The following is an 18,503-nucleotide window of genomic DNA, read 5'->3' on the forward strand; positions in this document are numbered from 1 at the left end:
TGCATCCTTCGTGAAACCTGACGGCTGGAGTCTAAGAGCACTAGCCGTCAGGTTTCACGTATTTCCCCGTTCTCTCCGAACGAATTCTTCACGAAGCTGATCCACGCCCGCGCTGCATGGGACAAATACGTATCTCGCCGCCAAATCATCGCCAGATGCCAAGGAATAACGGGATCTACTAGATGAACCTGTGCAACATGAGCAGGGTCCAGAGACTCGCATATCGTTTCGGGAAGCAGCGCTACCCCCAGATTAGCCGCTACCAGCTCGCGGATAAAATCCCATTGTGAGCTTTCATACATCACATTCGGCTGGAAGCCGGCACGCTCGCACTCATCGATAATAATGTCATGCAGCGCAAAATCCTCGCGAAACAAAATGAACGGCTCATGCTCGAGCTCCAGCAAAGCTACTTCTGTTCTCCCTGCGAGTCTGTGCTGTGGATGCACGATAAGCTTCAGGCGCCGTTCAATGATCGAGTGAACAGAGAACTCCTCCTCATCCGTCGGCAGTACGGTCACCCCCATATCCAGTCGGCCTAGCGTGACTTCCTTCTCAATGCGCCTCGCACCATCCTCCACCATCTGAATCGCCAACCCCGGGTACCTGGCACGAAAACGGCTCATCACGCCGGCGAAAAAACTCGATCCTGCCATAGGCGGCAGCCCGATCCGGATGGAGCCTTTATGTAGACCGGTCATATCCTTCAGCTCCCGGTCCAGACTGGCGAAAGCCTGCAAAATCATCTGCCCCTGTTCACAAATCAAAGCTCCGGCATCCGTGACCTCCACCCGTTTTCCGACGCGCACAAACAGATCGACGCCAAGCTCCGACTCCAGATTGCGGATCATCTTACTGAGCGTCGGCTGCGTAATGTGCAGCGCCTCTGCAGCCTTGGTGAAGCTGCGCCAACGCGCCAGCTCAGTCACATATTGCAAGTCGCGGATTTCCATAAATCCTCCTTATGTATAGATAAATGGAATGAAAACTATTCAATATATTCATTTTACCAATGAAAATAACAGCTGTATACTTTCATTAAAAAGGAGTACGGCGATGCAAGCCTTTCTTAAGAGTCTCGCTCAAGTGTTGTTCTTTATCGCAGTCTCCAGCCTGATGAATGCTCTGGCGCAGCTTCTCCGGCTTCCGGTTCCCGGCAGCATTCTGGGGCTGGCTCTTGTGTTTCTTCTGCTGCAATTCAAGCTGATCAAGCTGGAATGGATCGATTTGGGCGCCAAATGGCTGCTGGCCGAGATGCTGCTCTTCTTTATTCCGCCAGCCGCAGGCATGATTGAATATAAAGCTATCCTATTAGCCAGCGGAATGCGTATTCTGATCGTCGTCGCCTGCAGTACCGTGCTTGTGATGATTTGTTCCGGGCTGTTGACCGAACGTTTTGCGCGCAAGAAGGAGAGGGGACAGTCTTAATGCTGTATGCAGCCTGCTTCATAGTTACCATCCTGATCTACGGGGCGGTCAAGCGTCTGTACCGGCTGCGCCCGGTCACACTCCTGTCGCCCCTGCTGCTTGCTCCGGCGTTCATCGTAGCTGTTCTGCTAGAGTCGGGCATTCCTTACGGCACCTACGAAGCCGGCACCTCCTGGATCAGCAGCATGATCGGTCCTGCCACCGTGGCCATGGCCGTCCCGCTGTACAAAAATGTTCACATCTTGAAGAAACACGCACTGGCCATCGGGGTCAGCGTGCTGACCGGAGCCTTGGTCTCGATCACGACCTCGGTGTGGCTTGCCCGCAGCTTACAGCTGAGCGATCAGATCGTTGGCAGCCTCGCCCCGCGCTCGGCGACAACTCCGATAGCGCTGGCCGTGTCCGGGATGAACGGCGGCCTGCCTGCCTTGACTGCTCTGTTCGTCCTGCTGACCGGCTTGCTCGGCATCCTGATCGGTCCGTTGGTCATCCGGATTTTCCGCATCCGCAACGCCATCGCCCGCGGCGTACTGCTGGGTACTAGCGCCCATACGGCAGGCACGACTAAGGCCTTCGAATACGATGCCTTAACCGGCTCCATTTCCAGCATCTCGATGATCCTCACCGCCTTCGTCATCTTGTGCTCCACACCGTGGCTGCTGCATTGGCTGGCCGGCTGACAAGTCAATGAGCCTCCATAAGCTCGAGGCCTCTCTTCGCTTCGCGGCAGGAGTCATCCCCGCCGCACATGACAAAAAACTTCTCTCGTCAGAGAGAAGTTTTTTGTCGATACCTGTAAATCCTAGCTCACTCCTGAACCGGATCCTCAACCTCAACCTTAGACTCGGAGTGCGCGGTAAGCTTGGGATAAGCCAGCGGCAGCTTTCTCAATGCTTCTACGATAATGTTAAGCACGAGGTAATCCCGGTACCAGCGGTGATCGGACGGCACGATATGCCACGGAGCCTGCTTGTCACTGCAATGCTCGAATACATCCTCATAGGCACGCTGGTATTCATCCCAATATTCTCGTTCCGCCAGGTCCGTCGGATCGAATTTCCAGGCCTTGGCCGGATCATCCAGCCTCTGACGGATTTTGTTCAACTGAAATTCCTTGGAAATATGTAAGAAAATTTTTAATACAACCGTATCATGATCGGCCATCAGCTCTTCGAAATGCCGGATGGACGCGAACCGCCGCTTGGCCTCTTTCTTATCAACCTGGCCGTGGACGCGGGTAATCAGCACATCCTCATAATAAGAGCGGTTGAATGCCGTGATGTAGCCGCGAGCAGGAGTCTCCCGGTGAGTACGCCACAGAAAGTCATGTGCAGCTTCGTCTTCGGTCGGCCGCTTGAAGGAGACAACCTTGAAGCCCTGCGGGTTCAAGACTCCAAGCACCTTGCGAATCGTCCCGTCCTTGCCGCTGCAATCCATCCCCTGAAACACGATCAACACGGAATATTGCTTCTGGGCGAACAATTTATTCTGCAGCTCGTCCAGCTCTTCCTTGAGCTTCTCAATCTGCTCCTGCACCTCATGCTTGCTCTTGAATGTGCCGGTGTCGGCAGGATCAAAGTCATGAAGCCGCTTCTGTTTGTCAGGCTTCCACACATAAGATTTGATCATCCGCAACCAACCTCCCTGGGTCTCCTGTGTACAGAGCCCTGTTCTCGTCCATTACCTGATATCCAGATGGGTCAACCTCCAGCGTTCGATATCGGGGCATTCCCCCTGAGCAAGCTCAGTCCTTACTGCTTTTATTCCATATCCGGCCCATCTTAAGGAGCGTCCCGGCTTGCAAGCGGTCAGTTGGCTTACAGGCGGGTCAGTGATCAGGAGCCGAACGGTTGCCCGGCAGTTCCGCGGACACCGGGCCTGACCTTGAATAGGCTCCCAGCCAGCGGATACCGGGCGGATTGCTCCGCACTCATACCTTCTCTTGCCGTTGTAATGTACAATTCATCCAAGTCCCGACCGCCGAATGTGCAGGAGGTCACATTCAGTGCCGGCACGGTCACCTCGGCGAGCAGACTGCCTGTATCCGGGTCCCAGCGCGAGATGCGACCCCCGCCCCAATGCCCGACCCAGAGCATGCCTTCCGCATCGATCGTCATCCCGTCCGGCCAGCCTGCATCGTCAGGGAAACGCACGGCTGGCCTGCGGTTAGCAATGGCTCCCGTGCTGGCATCCCAATCTAGCGCATCGACCCGGCGCGTCCCCGTATCGATATAGTACATCCGGCCTCGCTGGACGTCCCAGGCAAGTCCGTTCGAGCAGCCTATGTCGGTAAGCGCTTGACGAAAACGACCGTCTCGTTCCAGCACATACAGCGCTCCGAGCTCCTTGGAGCCGTCCATACGCATCGTCCCCGCCCATAGTCGGCCAGTCGGATCACACTTGGCGTCGTTCATCCTGGTCCTCGGCAGATCAGCCTCCACTTCCGTCAATAAGTGCAGCGCATCGTCCTCCGGGTGGAACCGGTAAATCCCATCCTGAAGAGTCACAATAAGTCCTCCCTCTTCAGCAGGAATGACCGCACTGACCATCCGGTCGAAATCATACACGTCCTCCGTATCGCTGGGTGCATGATAAGCATGAATGCGGCGCCCTGTAATATCGACCCAGTACAGCATCTGCTTCTCCCGGTCCCAATGCGGCCCTTCGCCCAATTCAGCCTTTGCTTCCCATACCAGCTCCGCTTGCATCGTTCTCCTCCTTGGCTGTCCATAGAATGTCAAGAAAAATAGGTTGTATAATCAAATCCTATCATTTCCATTCGCCGTTGCGCAAGGATAGCTGCTGTATAGGCAAACAGACCCCGCCTTATGGCGAGGTCTGCTAACTCATCTCTATGCTGTTCTTCAGCACTATGCCGCTTCGGTGAATTAATAGCCGTCTCCCTGCAGGCCGGATACAATCGCTACACTCGCGCTTGCTCCGACACGCGTCGCCCCGGCATCGATCATCTTCTGTACCGTCTCCAGATCGCGCACGCCGCCGGAAGCCTTAACGCCCATCCCTGCACCTACCGTTTGGCGCATCAATGCGATATCCTCCACGGTAGCGCCGCCTGGCCCAAAGCCTGTGGAGGTTTTGACGAAGTCCGCACCAGCACACTTGCTCAGCTCGCAAGCCTTCACCTTCTCCTCATCGGTCAACAGCCCGGTTTCGAGAATGACTTTGACAATAGCGCGGCCCCGGCATACTTGAACCACGCCGGCAATATCCCGCTCTACCTCATCCAGCCACCCGGATTTCAGCGCGCCGACGTTAAGTACCATATCGATCTCCGTCGCGCCTGCTGCGATGGCATCGCGGGCTTCCGTCATCTTGGCGAAGGTGCTCGTCGCCCCTAGCGGAAAACCGATAACCGTCGTAATACCTACTGCCGAACCGGCCAGCTGCTCAGCCGCAGTCGGCACCCAGTAAGGATTGACGCACACGGTAGCGAAGCCGTATTGCTTGGCTTCCTCGCACAGGCGGATAATTCCCTCGGCGGTGCTCTCTGGTTTCAATAAAGTATGGTCGAAATATGCTGCCAATTGGCTTGGCGTCGTTGCTGGTTTCATCGTTTTTACTCCCTCTCATAGCCCGATCGCACAACTAGCTGTCGCGCTCGAGCAAATATTTGGCCGTAAACTGATCGGTGATCAGAACATTGGCATATTGGCCGCGCAGCGCGCCGTAGATGCCGTCTACTTTCTTGGCTCCTCCGGCTACCAGGACCGACTGGTCCTTCCGCTTAAGTTCCTCCAGATCAATCCCGATCGTCCGCCGGTTTAACTCCTTGGAAATAATCCGGCCGTTCACATCGATGTAACGGGAGCAAATATCTCCCGCACCTTTCTCCTGAATCGTAGCGAGATCCGCTTCCGTGAAATAATTGGCCTTAATCAGCACAGAATCCTCCGTCGGCGCGCCGACCGTGATAAAGGCCAGGTTCGATTGCTTGCCGAGCTCGAGAATGTTGCGGATATGGCGGTCCGACTCGATCGCCGTCCGTACCACCGGATCGTCCACAAGAGCAGGCAGCGGGATAAAATAAGGAACCGTATGGAACGCTTTGCCGAATAAATGGACAATTTCATAGGCGTAGGTATTCGTCTCCGAATGGCTCACACCGCCGTTCAGTTGGACGACCTTGATGTCCTTCAGATGCTTGTCCTGCAGACGCAGCGCCATTTCGTACAGCTGTGTCCCCCAGGTCGTCGCGATGATGTCCCCATCCTTCACCGTCTGGTGCAAATAGTCGGCCGCTTTTTCTCCGAGATATTTCTTGACTGTGACATCATCATATTCGGGGACTGTGACGATGACAGCATGCTTCAGATTAAACTTTCGTTTAATCTGACCGGTCAGGTTGCCAATATGCTCCCAGGGATCGACAATCTTGATCTGCACAAAGCCCTCTTCCTTGGCCTGCTGCAAAAACCGGCTTACCGTCGGGCGGGAGATCCCCAGCTTGAGGGCAATCTCCTGCTGGTTATAGTCAAGCTGATAATACATCCGGGCCGCGTCGATCATCTTCGCCCGTTTATCTTCCACTCGATCATCGGTCATCGGCATTCACTCTTCCTTTGTCGACCACCCAGTCTGAACAAATGTAAACTTAATTACTTATCATTTGTTCATCCCTTCTTAACTATACGGCTGCCGGCTCTATTTGTAAATCCATATTCATAACCAAACCTGATTCTTTTTTCCTCGATAATCAAAAGCAGGGCTAGCGCCCTGCTTGTCTAAGGCTCTGATCAAGCCAGCTTGTCTATCGCTTGCCGGAGTCAAACACTTCTCCCGCCGCTTTGGGCGCCTGCGACGATTTGGAGAAGACCACCAGCGCGACGAGCGTCACCACATAAGGGAATACCTTAAGGATGATCGGCGGGATGACCGCCAGTGTAGGAATAACCTGCGAGACATTGGCCAGCGTGCTGGCAAAGCCGAAGAACAGTGTTGCCGCGAGCACGCCGAGCGGTCTCCATTGGCCGAAGATCAAGGCTGCAAGCGATAGGAAGCCGAGACCCGCCACACTGCCGGTAAACTCGCCAGCAATCGTCACCAGCAGGATGCCCCCGCCGAGCGACGCGAAAGCGCCGGAGATCATGACACCGAAGTAGCGCATCTTTCTAACATTAATGCCGGCCGCTTCGGCTGCTTGCGGATATTCGCCGCAGGCTCGCAGCCGCAGGCCGAAGGCTGTCTTTTTCAGCACGAACGCGCTAAGCAGCACAAGCCCCAGAATGACCCAGGTCGTCATATACGTCTTCCTGAAGAATAGGTCGCCGATTACTGGAATGTCCACCAGCCCCCAGATGTCGAAGGGCTGCAGTCCATTCTGGATGCGGATGTTGCCACTGCCTGTCATGTTTCGGGCAAGAAATACCGTAATCGCTCCGGCAATCATATTGATCGCCGTACCGCTGATGACCTGATTGGCGCTCAGATTGATACTCGCGAAGGCATGGAGCAGCGAGAACAGCACGCCGACGACCATAGCCGCCAGCAGCCCGAACCAGGCCAGATTCGGATTATGCGGGTAAATCTCATTAAGCTTAAACGTCACGAACGCGGTGACGAAGGCGCCGACCACCATCAGCCCTTCCAGACCGATATTGACAATCCCGCTTCGCTCGCTGAACAGTCCCCCGAGTGCCGTAATCAGGAGGGGAATCGTGAACACGATCGCATAAGGGAAAATTTGTTGTATTATCGTCCACATCGTCCTACTCCCCCTTCCCCTTCGCACTGCCGGCCTGCTCCGAACGGCGTTTTTTGGCTTTGAAGCGTTGAATCAGCCGGTCCATCAGCACGCTGGTGGCCGCAAAGTAAATGATGATGGCGATAATGGAATCCGCGATTTCCGGCGGGGTCTCCGTCATCGCATTCATGAAGCCCCGGCCCGAATACAGCAGGCCGAAGAACAGAGCTGAGATCATAACCCCGAGCGGCGCATTGGCTCCGAGCAGCGCGACGGCAATCCCGTCGTAGCCCTGCGAAGGCAGCAGGCCGATCTGCATGTTTGACGCGTTGCCTGCATAATGCGCCACCCCTGCGAGTCCGGCCAAACCGCCGGAGATCACCATCGAAAGCACCACGCCGCGGTTGACCGCAATTCCTGCATATTCAGCCGCATACTTATTGAAGCCGACCGCTTTGAGCTCATAGCCGAGCGTCGTTTTATTAATAATGAACGCAATGACGATGACGGTGATAACCGCCAGGAACAAGCCCAGATTGATATAGGAGCCGTCGAACATCTCCGAGAGGAAAGGCACCCGGAGCGTCGCCGCTTCCGGCAGCGGCCTGGATTCGGTCTCCAGAAACTCGGCCTTGAGGTAGGCAGGCACGGCATAATAGATCGTCCAATAAGCGATCCAGTTCATCATGATCGTGGATACGACCTCATGCACGTTGTATTTGGCTTTGAGCAGACCCGGGATGAACGCCCACAGCATGCCACCGATCATACCGGCTAGCACCATCAACAAAAGCAGCAGCGGTCGCGCCACGTCTAGATTGAGTCCGACGGCCGTTGCGCAGAAGCCGCCGAACAGCATTTGTCCTGCCGCGCCGATATTGAACAATCCCGTCCGGAAGGCGAAAGCCACAGACAAACCCGTAAAAATCAGCGGCGTCCCCGTCGCCAGCGTATTGCCGATGCGCTCCAGGTTTTTCAGACCGCCTTGGAACAAGAATTGGTACCCAAGCAGCGGATTGTGTCCCGTGATGAGCATCAGCACAGCCCCGGCCAGCAAGCCGAAGACGACAGCCATCAGCGAAATGGTAATATTCCTCATACCTGGTCCCCCCGCTTTACGCCGGCCATCATCAAGCCCATTTCATTTTCCGTTGTTTCTGCTGTAATCACGGTATCTACTAGCTCCCCGTTGTTCAAAATCGCGACCCGGTCGGATACATTCAGGACTTCGTCCAGCTCCAGCGATACCAGCAGCACCGCATTGCCTTTATCCCGGTGCTCAATCAGACGCTTGTGGATGTACTCGATCGAGCCGACATCCAGACCGCGCGTAGGCTGCACCGCAATCAGCAGCTTCGGGTTCAATTCGATCTCCCGCCCGATAATCGCCTTCTGTTGATTGCCCCCGGACAACGACCGGGTGACCGAGGTAGACCCTTGCCCGGAACGGACATCGAAGCTCGACAGAATGCCTTCGGCGTAGCTGCGAATTTTCGATTTGTTCAAAATGCCGCTGCGGGAGAAAGGCTCCCGGTTATAAATCTCCAGCACCATGTTCTCTTCAAGCGTATAATCCAGCACGAGTCCCCGCTTCTGCCGGTCCTCGGGAATGTGGCCGATACCGCTTTCAATACGTTTGCGAATGGATAGCTCCACGATATCGCTTCCCTTGAATTCGATGCTCCCGGACTCCACCTTGCGCAGTCCCGTGATCGCTTCGACGAGATCAGACTGGCCGTTGCCTTCGACCCCGGCGATGCCGACAATCTCCCCGGCTCTAACCTCGAGCGAGAAGGACTTCAGCCCTGGCACGTTCTTCGCCTTATTCACGGTCAGCTTGTCCAGCTTCAGCACAACCTCGCCCGGCTTGCTCGGCGCCTTGTCCACCTTGAACGTGATCTGGCGTCCGACCATCATCTCGGCCATCTTCTGTTCGCTGGTCGTCGCCACGTCCACTGTTCCGATCGTCTTGCCCCGCCGGATAACGGTACAGCGGTGAGCGGCTGCCTTGATCTCCTTGAGCTTATGCGTGATGATGATGATCGACTTGCCTTCCTGAATCAGATGCTGCATGATGCCGATCAGCTCTTGAATCTCCTGAGGCGTCAGCACCGCCGTCGGCTCGTCCAGAATAAGCACTTCCGCGTCGCGGTAGAGCATCTTCAAGATTTCGACACGCTGCTGCATCCCGACCGAGATGTCCTCGATCTTCGCATACGGGTCCACATTGAGCCGGTAGCGCTTGGATAATTCCTCAATACGCTTGGCGGCGCCTTTGAGATCCAGCACCACGCCCTTGCGCAGCTCGTTGCCCAGCATAATATTTTCCGTGACGGTAAAATTGCTCACCAGCTTAAAATGCTGATGCACCATCCCGATGCCCAGCTTGTTCGCGACATTCGGGTTGGCGATTTTAGTCTCGGCGCCCTTGACCTTGATTACGCCGCGGTCCGGCTGGTACATGCCGAACAGAATGCTCATCAGCGTCGACTTGCCGGCCCCGTTCTCGCCCAGGAGCGCGTGAATCTCGCCTTTCTTCAACTGGAGCGTAATATCGTCATTGGCGACGATACCGGTAAATTCTTTGCGGATCCCCAGCATTTCGACTACATAGTCCATATAAGTATCGGCTCCTTTCCGGGATAAAGCGCTGCGCGTACATACTCGTCTGGCAGAGACCGCGCGCAGCCCCATCGCCTGCTGAACTTCGAGAAAAAAGAGACGGGCAACGTCCGTCTCTTCGGTTAAATCGATAAATACTTCGCAGACTGTCCGATTACTTGATCAGATCGCCCTTTTCAGCTGCGACTTTAATCTCGCCGCTCTTGATTTTTCCGGAAACTTCCTTCACCTTAGCGACTGTTTCGTCCTTCAGGTTCGGGTTTTTCTCAGGAATACCTACGCCATCGTTCTTCGCGTCAAACGTCAGTGTTTTGCCGCCTTGGAACTTGCCGTCCTTGGCGTCCTTCACCATGTCATAGGCAGCCAAGTCGATTTTCTTCACGGCGGAAGTCAGGATTACGGATTTACCGTCCTTGTACACGCCGTCAGCGAATTGGTCAACGTCTACGCCGACAACCCATACGTCTTTGCCTGCGTTCGCACGCGTTTTCGCTTCGTTGATCGCGCCTACGCCTACGCCGCCTGCTGCAGCGAAGACAACTTTCACGCCTTTATCATACATTTGAGCCGCCAATTGTGCACCTGCCGCTACGTTGTCGAAGCTGCCTTGGTAAACGACGTTCTCAGGCTTGATCGTAATCTTCGTACCCAGCTTCTCGTTGGCATACTTCACGCCTTGCTGGAAGCCCCAGTTGAACTTCTGTACAGCCGGAATTTCCATACCGCCGATGAAGCCCGCTTCTGCTTCCTTCAGTTGAAGAGCAGTCGCTACGCCAGCCAGGAAGCCGGATTCATGCTCAGCAAAGAAGATCGCAACCGTATTGTCCTTTACGACCGGCTTGCCGTCACCTGCGTGAGGCGCTCCGTCGATGATGATGAATTTTGCATCTTTGTATTTATCTTGAGCCTTGAAGATCGCCGTTTCGAACTTAAAGCCCGGCGTTGCGATGAATTTGAAGCCTGCATCGTATAGGTTGCCGATTTCTTTCAGGTATTCCGCTTCGGTCGTGCCGGCCGGTTTCAGGTACTTGGTTGCCATGCCGAATTCCTTGCCGGCCTTCTGAAGTCCTTCCCAAGTGCCTTGGTTAAACGATTTGTCATCGATGGTACCGGCGTCGGTAACCATACCTACCTGAAATTTCGCTGCTGCTGCTGGTGCGCTAGCTCCGCCTCCAGAATCTTTCGTACCTTCGTTACCGGATTTGCTGCTGCCACAGCCGACAACAACCGACATCATGGCACTTACAATTGCTAACGAGATTAGTCCTTTTTTCATACCGCCTGACCCCTTTTTTCTTCAGTTGATGTTTTGAACACGGGTTAGAACATACCCAGACTCTAGTCCCATTCACAACAATAACATAATGAACCTAGTGTCCGCAAAAACCTACTCATGAAGGATTGCATGCCTCCATCATTCCTTACATTTTCTGCAAAACCTTGATTGTTTGTGACATTCCGACCATGCGGGCAAGCTGCAATTCGACATCTAAAGACTGAAATTTTGTAAAAGTCGAACTGTATCATTTGTTAACAATATCTTAAATATAAGTGGAAGAGGACAATTTGTAAACAAATATCTCATCTCTATTTTCAACAAAATATTTATTTGTCAGCTCGATGATAGTTACCTGAACATTCAAATAGTTGCAGCACCCTCTGGTGCTGTCTATCTCATCCATGGATGCGGCTTCCGCTCTACTAGCAAGTGTGCCCAAGCTTACAAAAAACATCCTCGCAGCCAAGGGGTTTGCCGGATGATCCGCTTCGTCCATATCCATAGGGCACCCCCGCCAAACCGGTAGCCGAGGGATGGCCCGGGTACGCGAAAAAGACTTCCAGCCTTTGCTTTCGCAAAAACGGAAGTCTCTGTTTTCATCACTTGCTTCAAGCTCCACTACATCGCTACCGCACCTTGTATACTTTTAATGCAGCGCACGCATCCGCTGGAAGATGATATAAGAGCCGTCGCTGGATGCCGTGGATTTCCGGCCTTTTCCCCAGCCTACATGCTCCCGGTAGCTGCCCAGCAAGCCCTGTGCAGCCAGGTCGTCCTCATTCACTGCCACAAGCTGCTCATCGGCCAACGGCGCTACATACAGTGCATCCGTCGGGCAGTACAGCTCGCACATGAAGCAGCTCTGGCAATCCGATTGCCGTGCGATGACGGGAATGCCGCCCTCCGTACGCTCGAAGACGTTGGTCGGGCATACGGACACACACTGGTTGCAGCTGATGCACCGTTCCTTGCTCAATAGCTCGATCATGCGTTGACCTCCTCCCGGATATCGGACTGGCTGGACGGCTGCGACAGCGGCTTCGCCCATGGGCGATCCAATCCGCCGCTCACAATCCGATAGTGCTGGGCAGCGTCCTGAGCCGGGAAGTCCTCGCGGCGATGCATGCCCCGTGTCTCCTTGCGCTCCAGACCGCTCGTATACATCCATCTGGCTGTCGCCGTCATCGCGGCCGCTTCGCGTGCGCGGACCGGGTTGCCGTCGCTTGTGCTGAGACCTTGCCGGACTTCCTTCCAGACCTGCTCCAGCCGGCCCAGCGAGGCCTGCATCCCCGCGCCGCTGCGGAACCAGTTGCGGTCGTAAGGGAAAACCTCCTCCTGGACGGCCTTGACGATTTCGCCGGCATCAGCCGCCCCAGCGGCCTTCGACGCCTGCGTCGGAATCCCGCTCGCCTCGGACAAGCCTCGGGCCCCGCGCCCAACCGCCTGTGGACCCTGGCTCCGCGCATAGGCCGCCGCGCCTTCGCCGGCCCAGTAGCCGGACGACATCGCCCAGGCTGCGTTGTGGCTGCCCCCGCCGGTGAAGCCGCCGCAGATCAGCTCCCGCGTCGCCGCATCTCCTGCGGCGTACAGACCGGGTACCTTCGTCGCGCAGGACTCATCGACGATATGAATGCCGCCGGTGCCGCGCACCGTTCCTTCGAAGCGCAGCGTCACCGGAAACTTCTGCGTGAACGGGTCGATGCCGAGACGGTCGAACGACAAGAAGAAATTTGGCTGCGCCTGGCGCATCGCAGCCTTCACCGTATCATCCGCCTTGTCCAGGCGTGCGTAGACCGGCTCCTTCAACAGCGTGCGGGCAATAACCGACCGGCCCCGCTGCGAGCCTGCGCCTTCAATGACGCGCCCGTCTTCATAATAGAAGGTCGCCCATACATAGAAGGCCGATTTCGTTACGGGCGAGAAGGCCGGGGCCAATGAATACGCCGTGGAAAACTCCATCCCCGAGAAGTCCGCACCCGCTTCCGCTGCGAGCAGATAGCCGTCGCCTGTCAGCACATTGGTCCCCAGCGCCTTGCTCAAGAAGGCGCAGCCACCAGTTGCGATGACGACGGCCGCAGCCTCCACCTTCCACGGCTGCTGCGTCTGGTTGTTCACGCCAGCCGCTCCCGCGACCCCGTGCGTGTCCGCCAGCAGTTCCAGCGCTGGACTGTGATCCAGAATGCGTACGCCCGCCTTCTGCACCTTACGGCGCATCAGCCGCATATATTCGGGACCTTGGAGACTACGGCGGTGAGGAGCTCCCGCCTCGTCCACCGGGAACGGGTAGCCCCAGGCCGCGATCTGATTGATATTGTCATACGTGCGGTTCAGCACTCGCTGCATCCAGCCGCGGTCTGCCAGGTAGCCGCCCAGTCCTTCGCGGCTGGCCATCGCGTCCTCGCGGGACTTCTCACCAGGCTCTACATACCAGACGCCTGTACCGGATGGCGCTGTCGCCCCGCTGGTTCCGCAGTAGCCCTTGTCGACCAGCACCACATCCGCTCCCTGCTCAGCAGCCGTCAGAGCCGCCCACGCACCGGCCGGCCCGCCTCCGATGACCAGCACATCCGCTTGCAAAAGTACCCCGTTGTCACTCATCTTCATGCCTCCCCTGCATTACTCGGATAAATAAAAAAGACTTCCGGTTTGCGTTAGACGCAAAAGCGGAAGTCTCCTCTGAAAAGGTCGACCATTCACTTACTATTCTTAGTTAAATACTTGGTTATATGAACTATAGCATTGAACCGGCGGCCCGTCAACCATTATGCGGTGACGAAGCTCTCCCGTAAATAGACATGATGCATGCTCCGTACAATCGCTACGCCGAGGTCCTCTGGTGAAGAGCATCAGCACCAGGCAAAGGGGACATTTTCTCAGACGATGGACACACTCCGCCGTTCCGCTTCAACTCGCTCGCTTGACAGCCCCAGCCCGTGCGGGCAATCGCAGGGACAGCCAAAGAATCAGCACGCTGATCACCGCGCAGGCAACTGCTAGACCATGCAGCTTACCAGTCGTGATCCCGTGTCCGAAGGCCGCTCCGAGCAAGCTGGAGGAAAGAATCGTGCCCATAAAACGGCTCGTCATGAACAATCCGGAGGCGATCCCGGTCTCCGTGGTCGCGACGGATGCGTACAGCGTCGATTGCAGCCCCAGGTTGTGGAAGCCGCTGCTGATGCCGAGTACGGCCAGCACGGAGAAAATCCACACCTGAGAGGTGTTGTCGTGAAGCGTCAGCAGCAGCAACGTACCGCTCAGCACAATCAGCGAACCGGTGATCAGCGGAATTTTGGACCCGGCCCGGTCGATCCAGCGTCCAACCAGCGGAGTGACAACTACGCCGAAGCCCGAAATTGCGAGCATAAGCAGGCCGACCTGCTGGGAATCGAATTCGCGCACCTGCTGCAGGTAAGACGGGATACCGAACATTACCGAGTAGAAGACAATGTTCACGAGAATAAACTGCGCGTAGACGAGCGTAACCTGCCGATTTCCTGCCAGAAAGCGCACATCCACGAACGGGTGGCGGCGCTTCGCCTCGAATGCGTAAAATCCGGCGCTCAGTCCCAGCCCCGCCGCCAGCAGCCACCAGTTGATGCCTGATTGGATGGAGAGGAAGAAAAACAGCCAGGTGACGATCAGCACGATGAAGAAAGCAATGCCCCACCCGTCGAGCGCTCCGTTTTCCGGTTTCTTAGCGGCCCCATCCTTGGGCATCAAGCGCACCGCCAGCACGAAGGAAATCAGAATAACCGGGAAGTTGATCATGAACAAGGCCGGCCAGTCGCTATAATGCAGCAGGAATCCGCCGACGGACGGTCCGAACGCTGCCGAGGTTGAGCTGAATATCGACATGATGCCTAGCGTCCGGGCCAGATTGGTGGTCACGACCTGGCGGATAATACCCATCCCCGATGGAAATAACGCCGAGGTGCCGATCGCCTGGATGACCCGGAAAGCCATCAGCCAGCCGATGCTGGTCGAGAGCGGGGCCAGCATCGAGGACAAGGTCACGAGTCCTAGACCGATCAGAAACAAACGCTTGCGTCCGAATAAATCGCCGAGCTTGCCCATGACCGGCTGCGCGACAGCGCTCGCTACATAGTAGGTCGCGATGAGCCAGGAAATGGCGCTGTACCCGACCTCGAATTCCTCCTGCAGCCTGGAGAACGCCACGGCGATCATGGACGTATTCAGCGGGTTCAGCATAGTACCCAGCGCGATAGCGGTAATCAGCCAAAAGCGCTTCTGTGACGATGGTTCAGTCTTCGTTGTCATCATGGTCAGATCCGTCCTTCGTATCATTTGTTGCAGTTGCAACTAATAAGGATTCATAGTCCGGCTTACGCTCATTATGCTAAGTTATGTAAGCTTATTCCGCGTCCGGTAAGCAGATTACCTCATTAAGCTAGCACGGAGCTGGAAGTTTTGTCAATTGTCTAACTTGTACGGTCAGCAGGCATCAGGGGGAAGCAGAACTTGCGGTTCGCCAAGCCACCTCAAAGCGGTTACCCCTGAAGGCCCATGACCGGGGGACCTGGATTAGATCCGCCGGTTCCGTCGAACGCTTCTCGCCCACGCTGCTAAAAGTTATCTCCGCCGCTTGAACCTGATTTATCATTCGAGAAGCTGTCTCCGCCCGAACTGCCGCTACTGCTGTATGAACTGCTAGAGCTTCTAGCGGCTCCTTCTTGTTCCCGAGCCATCTCCCTCTGCCGCTGCTCTTCCCGAGCCTCCTCTTCGTAAATCGACCGGAGCTCCTGCACGGAACGCTCGGCCTCGGCCATTCGGCTCATCGCATCCGCATACAGCCCCATTGCCATCAATTTGTTGACATGATCCATGGAGCTCTTGTACCTGGTCGAAAATAAGCTACGTCTGCTGCGTGAGCGAACGCGGGAGTACGAGGAGTTATAGCTGGAGTGAATCCGCCGCATACGCTGCTCGGCCTGCTCCTTCTCCCTGATCATGCGGGTTACATGGGACTCGTAAGCCTCAATATTTCGGAGAAACTGCTGGACTTCCTGGCCGATGCGCTGCGGCTGATACGGCTGCTGGTTCGTCAGCTTATTCAGCGTTCCCTTCTGCATCTCGATGGTGTCGGACAGCCGATTCAACGCCTCAGCCGTATATGCCTGGAGCGGCAAGCCGCGGGAAGCCTTAGAGGCCATCCGCTGGTAACGGCTCCAGCCCTGAGCCATGTCTTTGCGCAGCGTCTCCATCCTCTGTACCGCTCCGCTGTACACGGAAAGCGCCTGCCTCGTTCTCGGCTCCACATCCTCGTAAAGCGCCTGCAAGCGTGTTAGTTCAGCATCCGCTTGCTGGAAATACTGCTCGGCTGTCTGCCGCTTGACGATGGCAAATCGGTTCGCGAGTTCAACTCCCGACATCCTAAGCTGGGTACATTCCTGAGGCAAGGAGGACCAGACCGAGATGTCATACTCCTTCTGCAGCAGCACAAGCTCGCCCTGGAGCCTTTGAAGCTTGCCTTCGAGCGCCTGCAGCCGCTCTGCGAATTGCCGGACGGCCGGCTCCAGCTTCTTCTTGAGCCGGACCTGGTTCCGGAGGTCCTGCCAAGCCCCGTTCAGCCCGCTCTCGGCCTTCTCCTTGAGCTCGGCGGCGGCGATAAGGTCCCCGGCCAGCAGTACGGTCTTGTAACGCTCAACCTGCGTCTGGGCCTGCTTCACCGCCCCCTCGGGGTCAATTTCTCCAGGCTTCAACCCGTTCTTGGCCATCACATCCGCGATGCGGCCGTGCAGGTTCGCCACCTTGTCTGGCCCCTTGGTCATCCAGGCCTCAAGCTCCGGCAGCCGCTTCAGCAAGCCCCCGTAGAGCTCGATCCGGCGCTGGACCGGCGCCAGGGCTTCCTTGGCGTCGAACAGGTCGCTCATCTGACGCAACCGGACTTGCTCGATCTCTCTAAGTAGCTGGTCCAGGTCTGTCAGCATGTGCCCCAGACTGTGCGTACCCGAGGTCGCGACCGATGTGGCCCGCCTCTTCAACTGTTCAGCTTGCTGGGCAAGCTCCAGGATGATCTTCGGATTGTTCCGATCCCAGCCAGCCAACTCATCTATACGTGACACGATCTGCTTTGTTTGCTTAACCAGCTCTTTGATCTGCCGCTCTGCGGGGGCAAGCGTCCGCTGTCCCTTACCGGGCCAAACCATATACGACAGCCGGACTTCCGTGATTTCGGCCATCGCCCTGCTAACCTCCGGCAGCAGCATCTCCAGCTCAGTCATGATCTCGCCGGTCAATCTCCGGGCAGGCGGAGCGGTGTACAAGTCGGCCAGCAGCACAAACCGTTCCCGGGTGCGCAGCAGCTCGATCGTCAACTTCTCGGCCGTCTTAAGCCCCAGTTTCTTGCGGAGTAGCTGCCACAAGTATATCAGGGCGCGTATGACCAGCACGAGAACTATAATCAACAGCGCACCGGCAGCCACGCCCTTCCACAGCCATGGCCCCCAGTCGAACCGAGAATCATAGGAAGGTGCCGAATCGGTCGCCACTATATCTGCCACAGAATCTGTCACAGCTTCGGGAGCGGTTTCCTCCACCGCTGCCTGCGGCGGGGGACTAGCCGCAGGCTCCTCGGCTGTCGCACCGGCCTCCACAGCTGCCGGCTGAACGGGCGGCAGAGCGTTCATAGCTTCGATCAGCGCGAGCAGGCCCTTCACATAATCGTCTTTTTTCGCCGGAGGCGTGAAGTGCTTGCCGATCATCTGATCAAGCATCGACCGCCCCTCGTAACCGCTGCCTGCATAATCCGAAGGAAGCGCATCAAGCCGCTGCTGCAGGTCGGCATTGTTGAAGTGCACCTCGATCCGCCGTTCGCCCTTGGAGATCAGGACCAGAATATCATCGGCCTGCAGCTCCCAGTCCTTATAAATCCGCCGGGCGAGATCGGCCCCCTTCTCCCCGTCGAAGCTTCGGACCGTCAAGATATAGAACGGATACATCGGCGCTTGCGAGGCTGCCTTCTCCAGCGAAGGATTCTGCGCCTTGGGGAACATCCCGGCACCGTCCTGCACATGCTGACTGCCCTTGACGGGAATAGTGGCGGCTCCGGCAACTCCCAGCCCTGCCGTGAGCAGCAGCATGCTGAATAGCACCCAAGCGATGATTCTTTTCATGTGACCCTCCAAAATATTGAAGACTTTTACAGATAGTATAGCAAAATTTGCTAGTTTTTGGCGAAAGTTTTAAGACTTATTTTATTTCTTGCACGCAAAAAGCCCTACCCTGTGGTATGGCATCCACTAGACCGTTCATGATCACTAGCAAGCTGCCGATGTCCTACATCTGCAGACCAGTCGTCGGCTCATCCGTCACCTAGATGCTCCCCGGCTTATGCAACTCGCCAGAGCAAGCTGTTTGTGTGCGTTGTGAAGACTTGATCGTAATCCTGTATTCGTTGTGAAGGCCAGTCCTAGCTCCATGATGTGCTTCTTTTGCCATTTTTGCAGGTAGTTC

Annotated in this window: 16 protein-coding genes; 2 read left to right on the top strand and 14 right to left on the bottom strand. The window is 56.1% G+C overall.

Annotated features, from left to right (window positions below; translation table 11 throughout):
- Positions 1 to 47: 47 nt before the first annotated feature.
- On the bottom strand, positions 48 to 953 hold the full coding sequence (locus WMW72_RS18855) for a LysR family transcriptional regulator (RefSeq protein ID WP_341417087.1): 906 nt from the start codon (positions 951 to 953) through the stop codon (positions 48 to 50).
- Positions 954 to 1,056: 103 nt separating this feature from the next.
- Here WMW72_RS18855 and WMW72_RS18860 point away from each other — a divergent pair, with 103 nt between their 5' ends.
- Together WMW72_RS18860 and WMW72_RS18865 are read left to right on the top strand one after the other, a co-directional pair.
- Positions 1,057 to 1,428, top strand: a complete 372-nt coding sequence (locus WMW72_RS18860; RefSeq protein WP_341417088.1) for a CidA/LrgA family holin-like protein — start codon at positions 1,057 to 1,059, stop codon at positions 1,426 to 1,428.
- Complete coding sequence (locus WMW72_RS18865; RefSeq protein WP_341417089.1) at positions 1,428 to 2,108, top strand: LrgB family protein; 681 nt, start codon at positions 1,428 to 1,430, stop codon at positions 2,106 to 2,108. Before WMW72_RS18860 ends, WMW72_RS18865 begins: the two co-directional genes overlap by 1 nt.
- A gap of 127 nt (positions 2,109 to 2,235) precedes the next feature.
- Here WMW72_RS18865 and WMW72_RS18870 read toward each other — a convergent pair whose 3' ends face one another.
- The 13 genes from WMW72_RS18870 to WMW72_RS18930 form a co-directional block, all read right to left on the bottom strand.
- Entirely contained in the window at positions 2,236 to 3,057 is an 822-nt protein-coding gene (locus WMW72_RS18870; protein ID WP_341417090.1) for a PPK2 family polyphosphate kinase, read from the bottom strand.
- 206 nt (positions 3,058 to 3,263) lie between these two features.
- Positions 3,264 to 4,136 carry an SMP-30/gluconolactonase/LRE family protein gene (locus tag WMW72_RS18875; protein ID WP_341417091.1) on the bottom strand — a complete coding sequence of 291 codons (873 nt, stop codon included), beginning with the start codon at positions 4,134 to 4,136 and terminating at the stop codon, positions 3,264 to 3,266.
- Between the two features lie 180 nt (positions 4,137 to 4,316).
- A complete protein-coding gene (gene deoC, locus WMW72_RS18880) occupies positions 4,317 to 5,000 on the bottom strand; it encodes a deoxyribose-phosphate aldolase (RefSeq protein WP_341417092.1) in 684 nt (227 codons plus the stop codon).
- Positions 5,001 to 5,034: 34 nt separating this feature from the next.
- Positions 5,035 to 5,991: a sugar-binding transcriptional regulator gene (locus WMW72_RS18885; protein ID WP_341417093.1), complete on the bottom strand. Its 957-nt coding sequence runs from the start codon at positions 5,989 to 5,991 to the stop codon at positions 5,035 to 5,037.
- A gap of 205 nt (positions 5,992 to 6,196) precedes the next feature.
- On the bottom strand, positions 6,197 to 7,150 hold the full coding sequence (locus WMW72_RS18890; RefSeq protein WP_341417094.1) for an ABC transporter permease: 954 nt from the start codon (positions 7,148 to 7,150) through the stop codon (positions 6,197 to 6,199).
- A 4-nt stretch (positions 7,151 to 7,154) separates the two neighbouring features.
- Complete coding sequence (locus tag WMW72_RS18895) at positions 7,155 to 8,228, bottom strand: ABC transporter permease (protein ID WP_341417095.1); 1,074 nt, start codon at positions 8,226 to 8,228, stop codon at positions 7,155 to 7,157.
- A complete protein-coding gene (locus tag WMW72_RS18900) occupies positions 8,225 to 9,748 on the bottom strand; it encodes an ABC transporter ATP-binding protein (protein ID WP_341417096.1) in 1,524 nt (507 codons plus the stop codon). Before WMW72_RS18900 ends, WMW72_RS18895 begins: the two co-directional genes overlap by 4 nt.
- Before the next feature lie 157 nt (positions 9,749 to 9,905).
- Positions 9,906 to 11,027 (bottom strand): BMP family lipoprotein, encoded by a 1,122-nt coding sequence (locus tag WMW72_RS18905; protein WP_341417097.1) that lies wholly within the window; start codon positions 11,025 to 11,027, stop codon positions 9,906 to 9,908.
- A 265-nt stretch (positions 11,028 to 11,292) separates the two neighbouring features.
- On the bottom strand, positions 11,293 to 11,532 hold the full coding sequence (locus WMW72_RS18910; RefSeq protein WP_341417098.1) for a hypothetical protein: 240 nt from the start codon (positions 11,530 to 11,532) through the stop codon (positions 11,293 to 11,295).
- 144 nt (positions 11,533 to 11,676) lie between these two features.
- Positions 11,677 to 12,018 (bottom strand): 4Fe-4S binding protein, encoded by a 342-nt coding sequence (locus WMW72_RS18915; RefSeq protein ID WP_341417099.1) that lies wholly within the window; start codon positions 12,016 to 12,018, stop codon positions 11,677 to 11,679.
- Positions 12,015 to 13,628 (bottom strand): FAD-dependent oxidoreductase, encoded by a 1,614-nt coding sequence (locus WMW72_RS18920; RefSeq protein WP_341417101.1) that lies wholly within the window; start codon positions 13,626 to 13,628, stop codon positions 12,015 to 12,017. The genes WMW72_RS18915 and WMW72_RS18920 overlap by 4 nt, the downstream gene beginning before the upstream one ends.
- A 306-nt stretch (positions 13,629 to 13,934) precedes the next feature.
- Entirely contained in the window at positions 13,935 to 15,311 is a 1,377-nt protein-coding gene (locus WMW72_RS18925) for an MFS transporter (RefSeq protein WP_341417102.1), read from the bottom strand.
- A gap of 302 nt (positions 15,312 to 15,613) precedes the next feature.
- Complete coding sequence (locus WMW72_RS18930; protein WP_341417103.1) at positions 15,614 to 18,163, bottom strand: TPM domain-containing protein; 2,550 nt, start codon at positions 18,161 to 18,163, stop codon at positions 15,614 to 15,616.
- Positions 18,164 to 18,503: the final 340 nt, after the last annotated feature.

The sequence above is a fragment of the Paenibacillus filicis genome, assembly GCF_038070315.1.
GTDB lineage: Bacteria > Bacillota > Bacilli > Paenibacillales > NBRC-103111 > Paenibacillus_G > Paenibacillus_G filicis.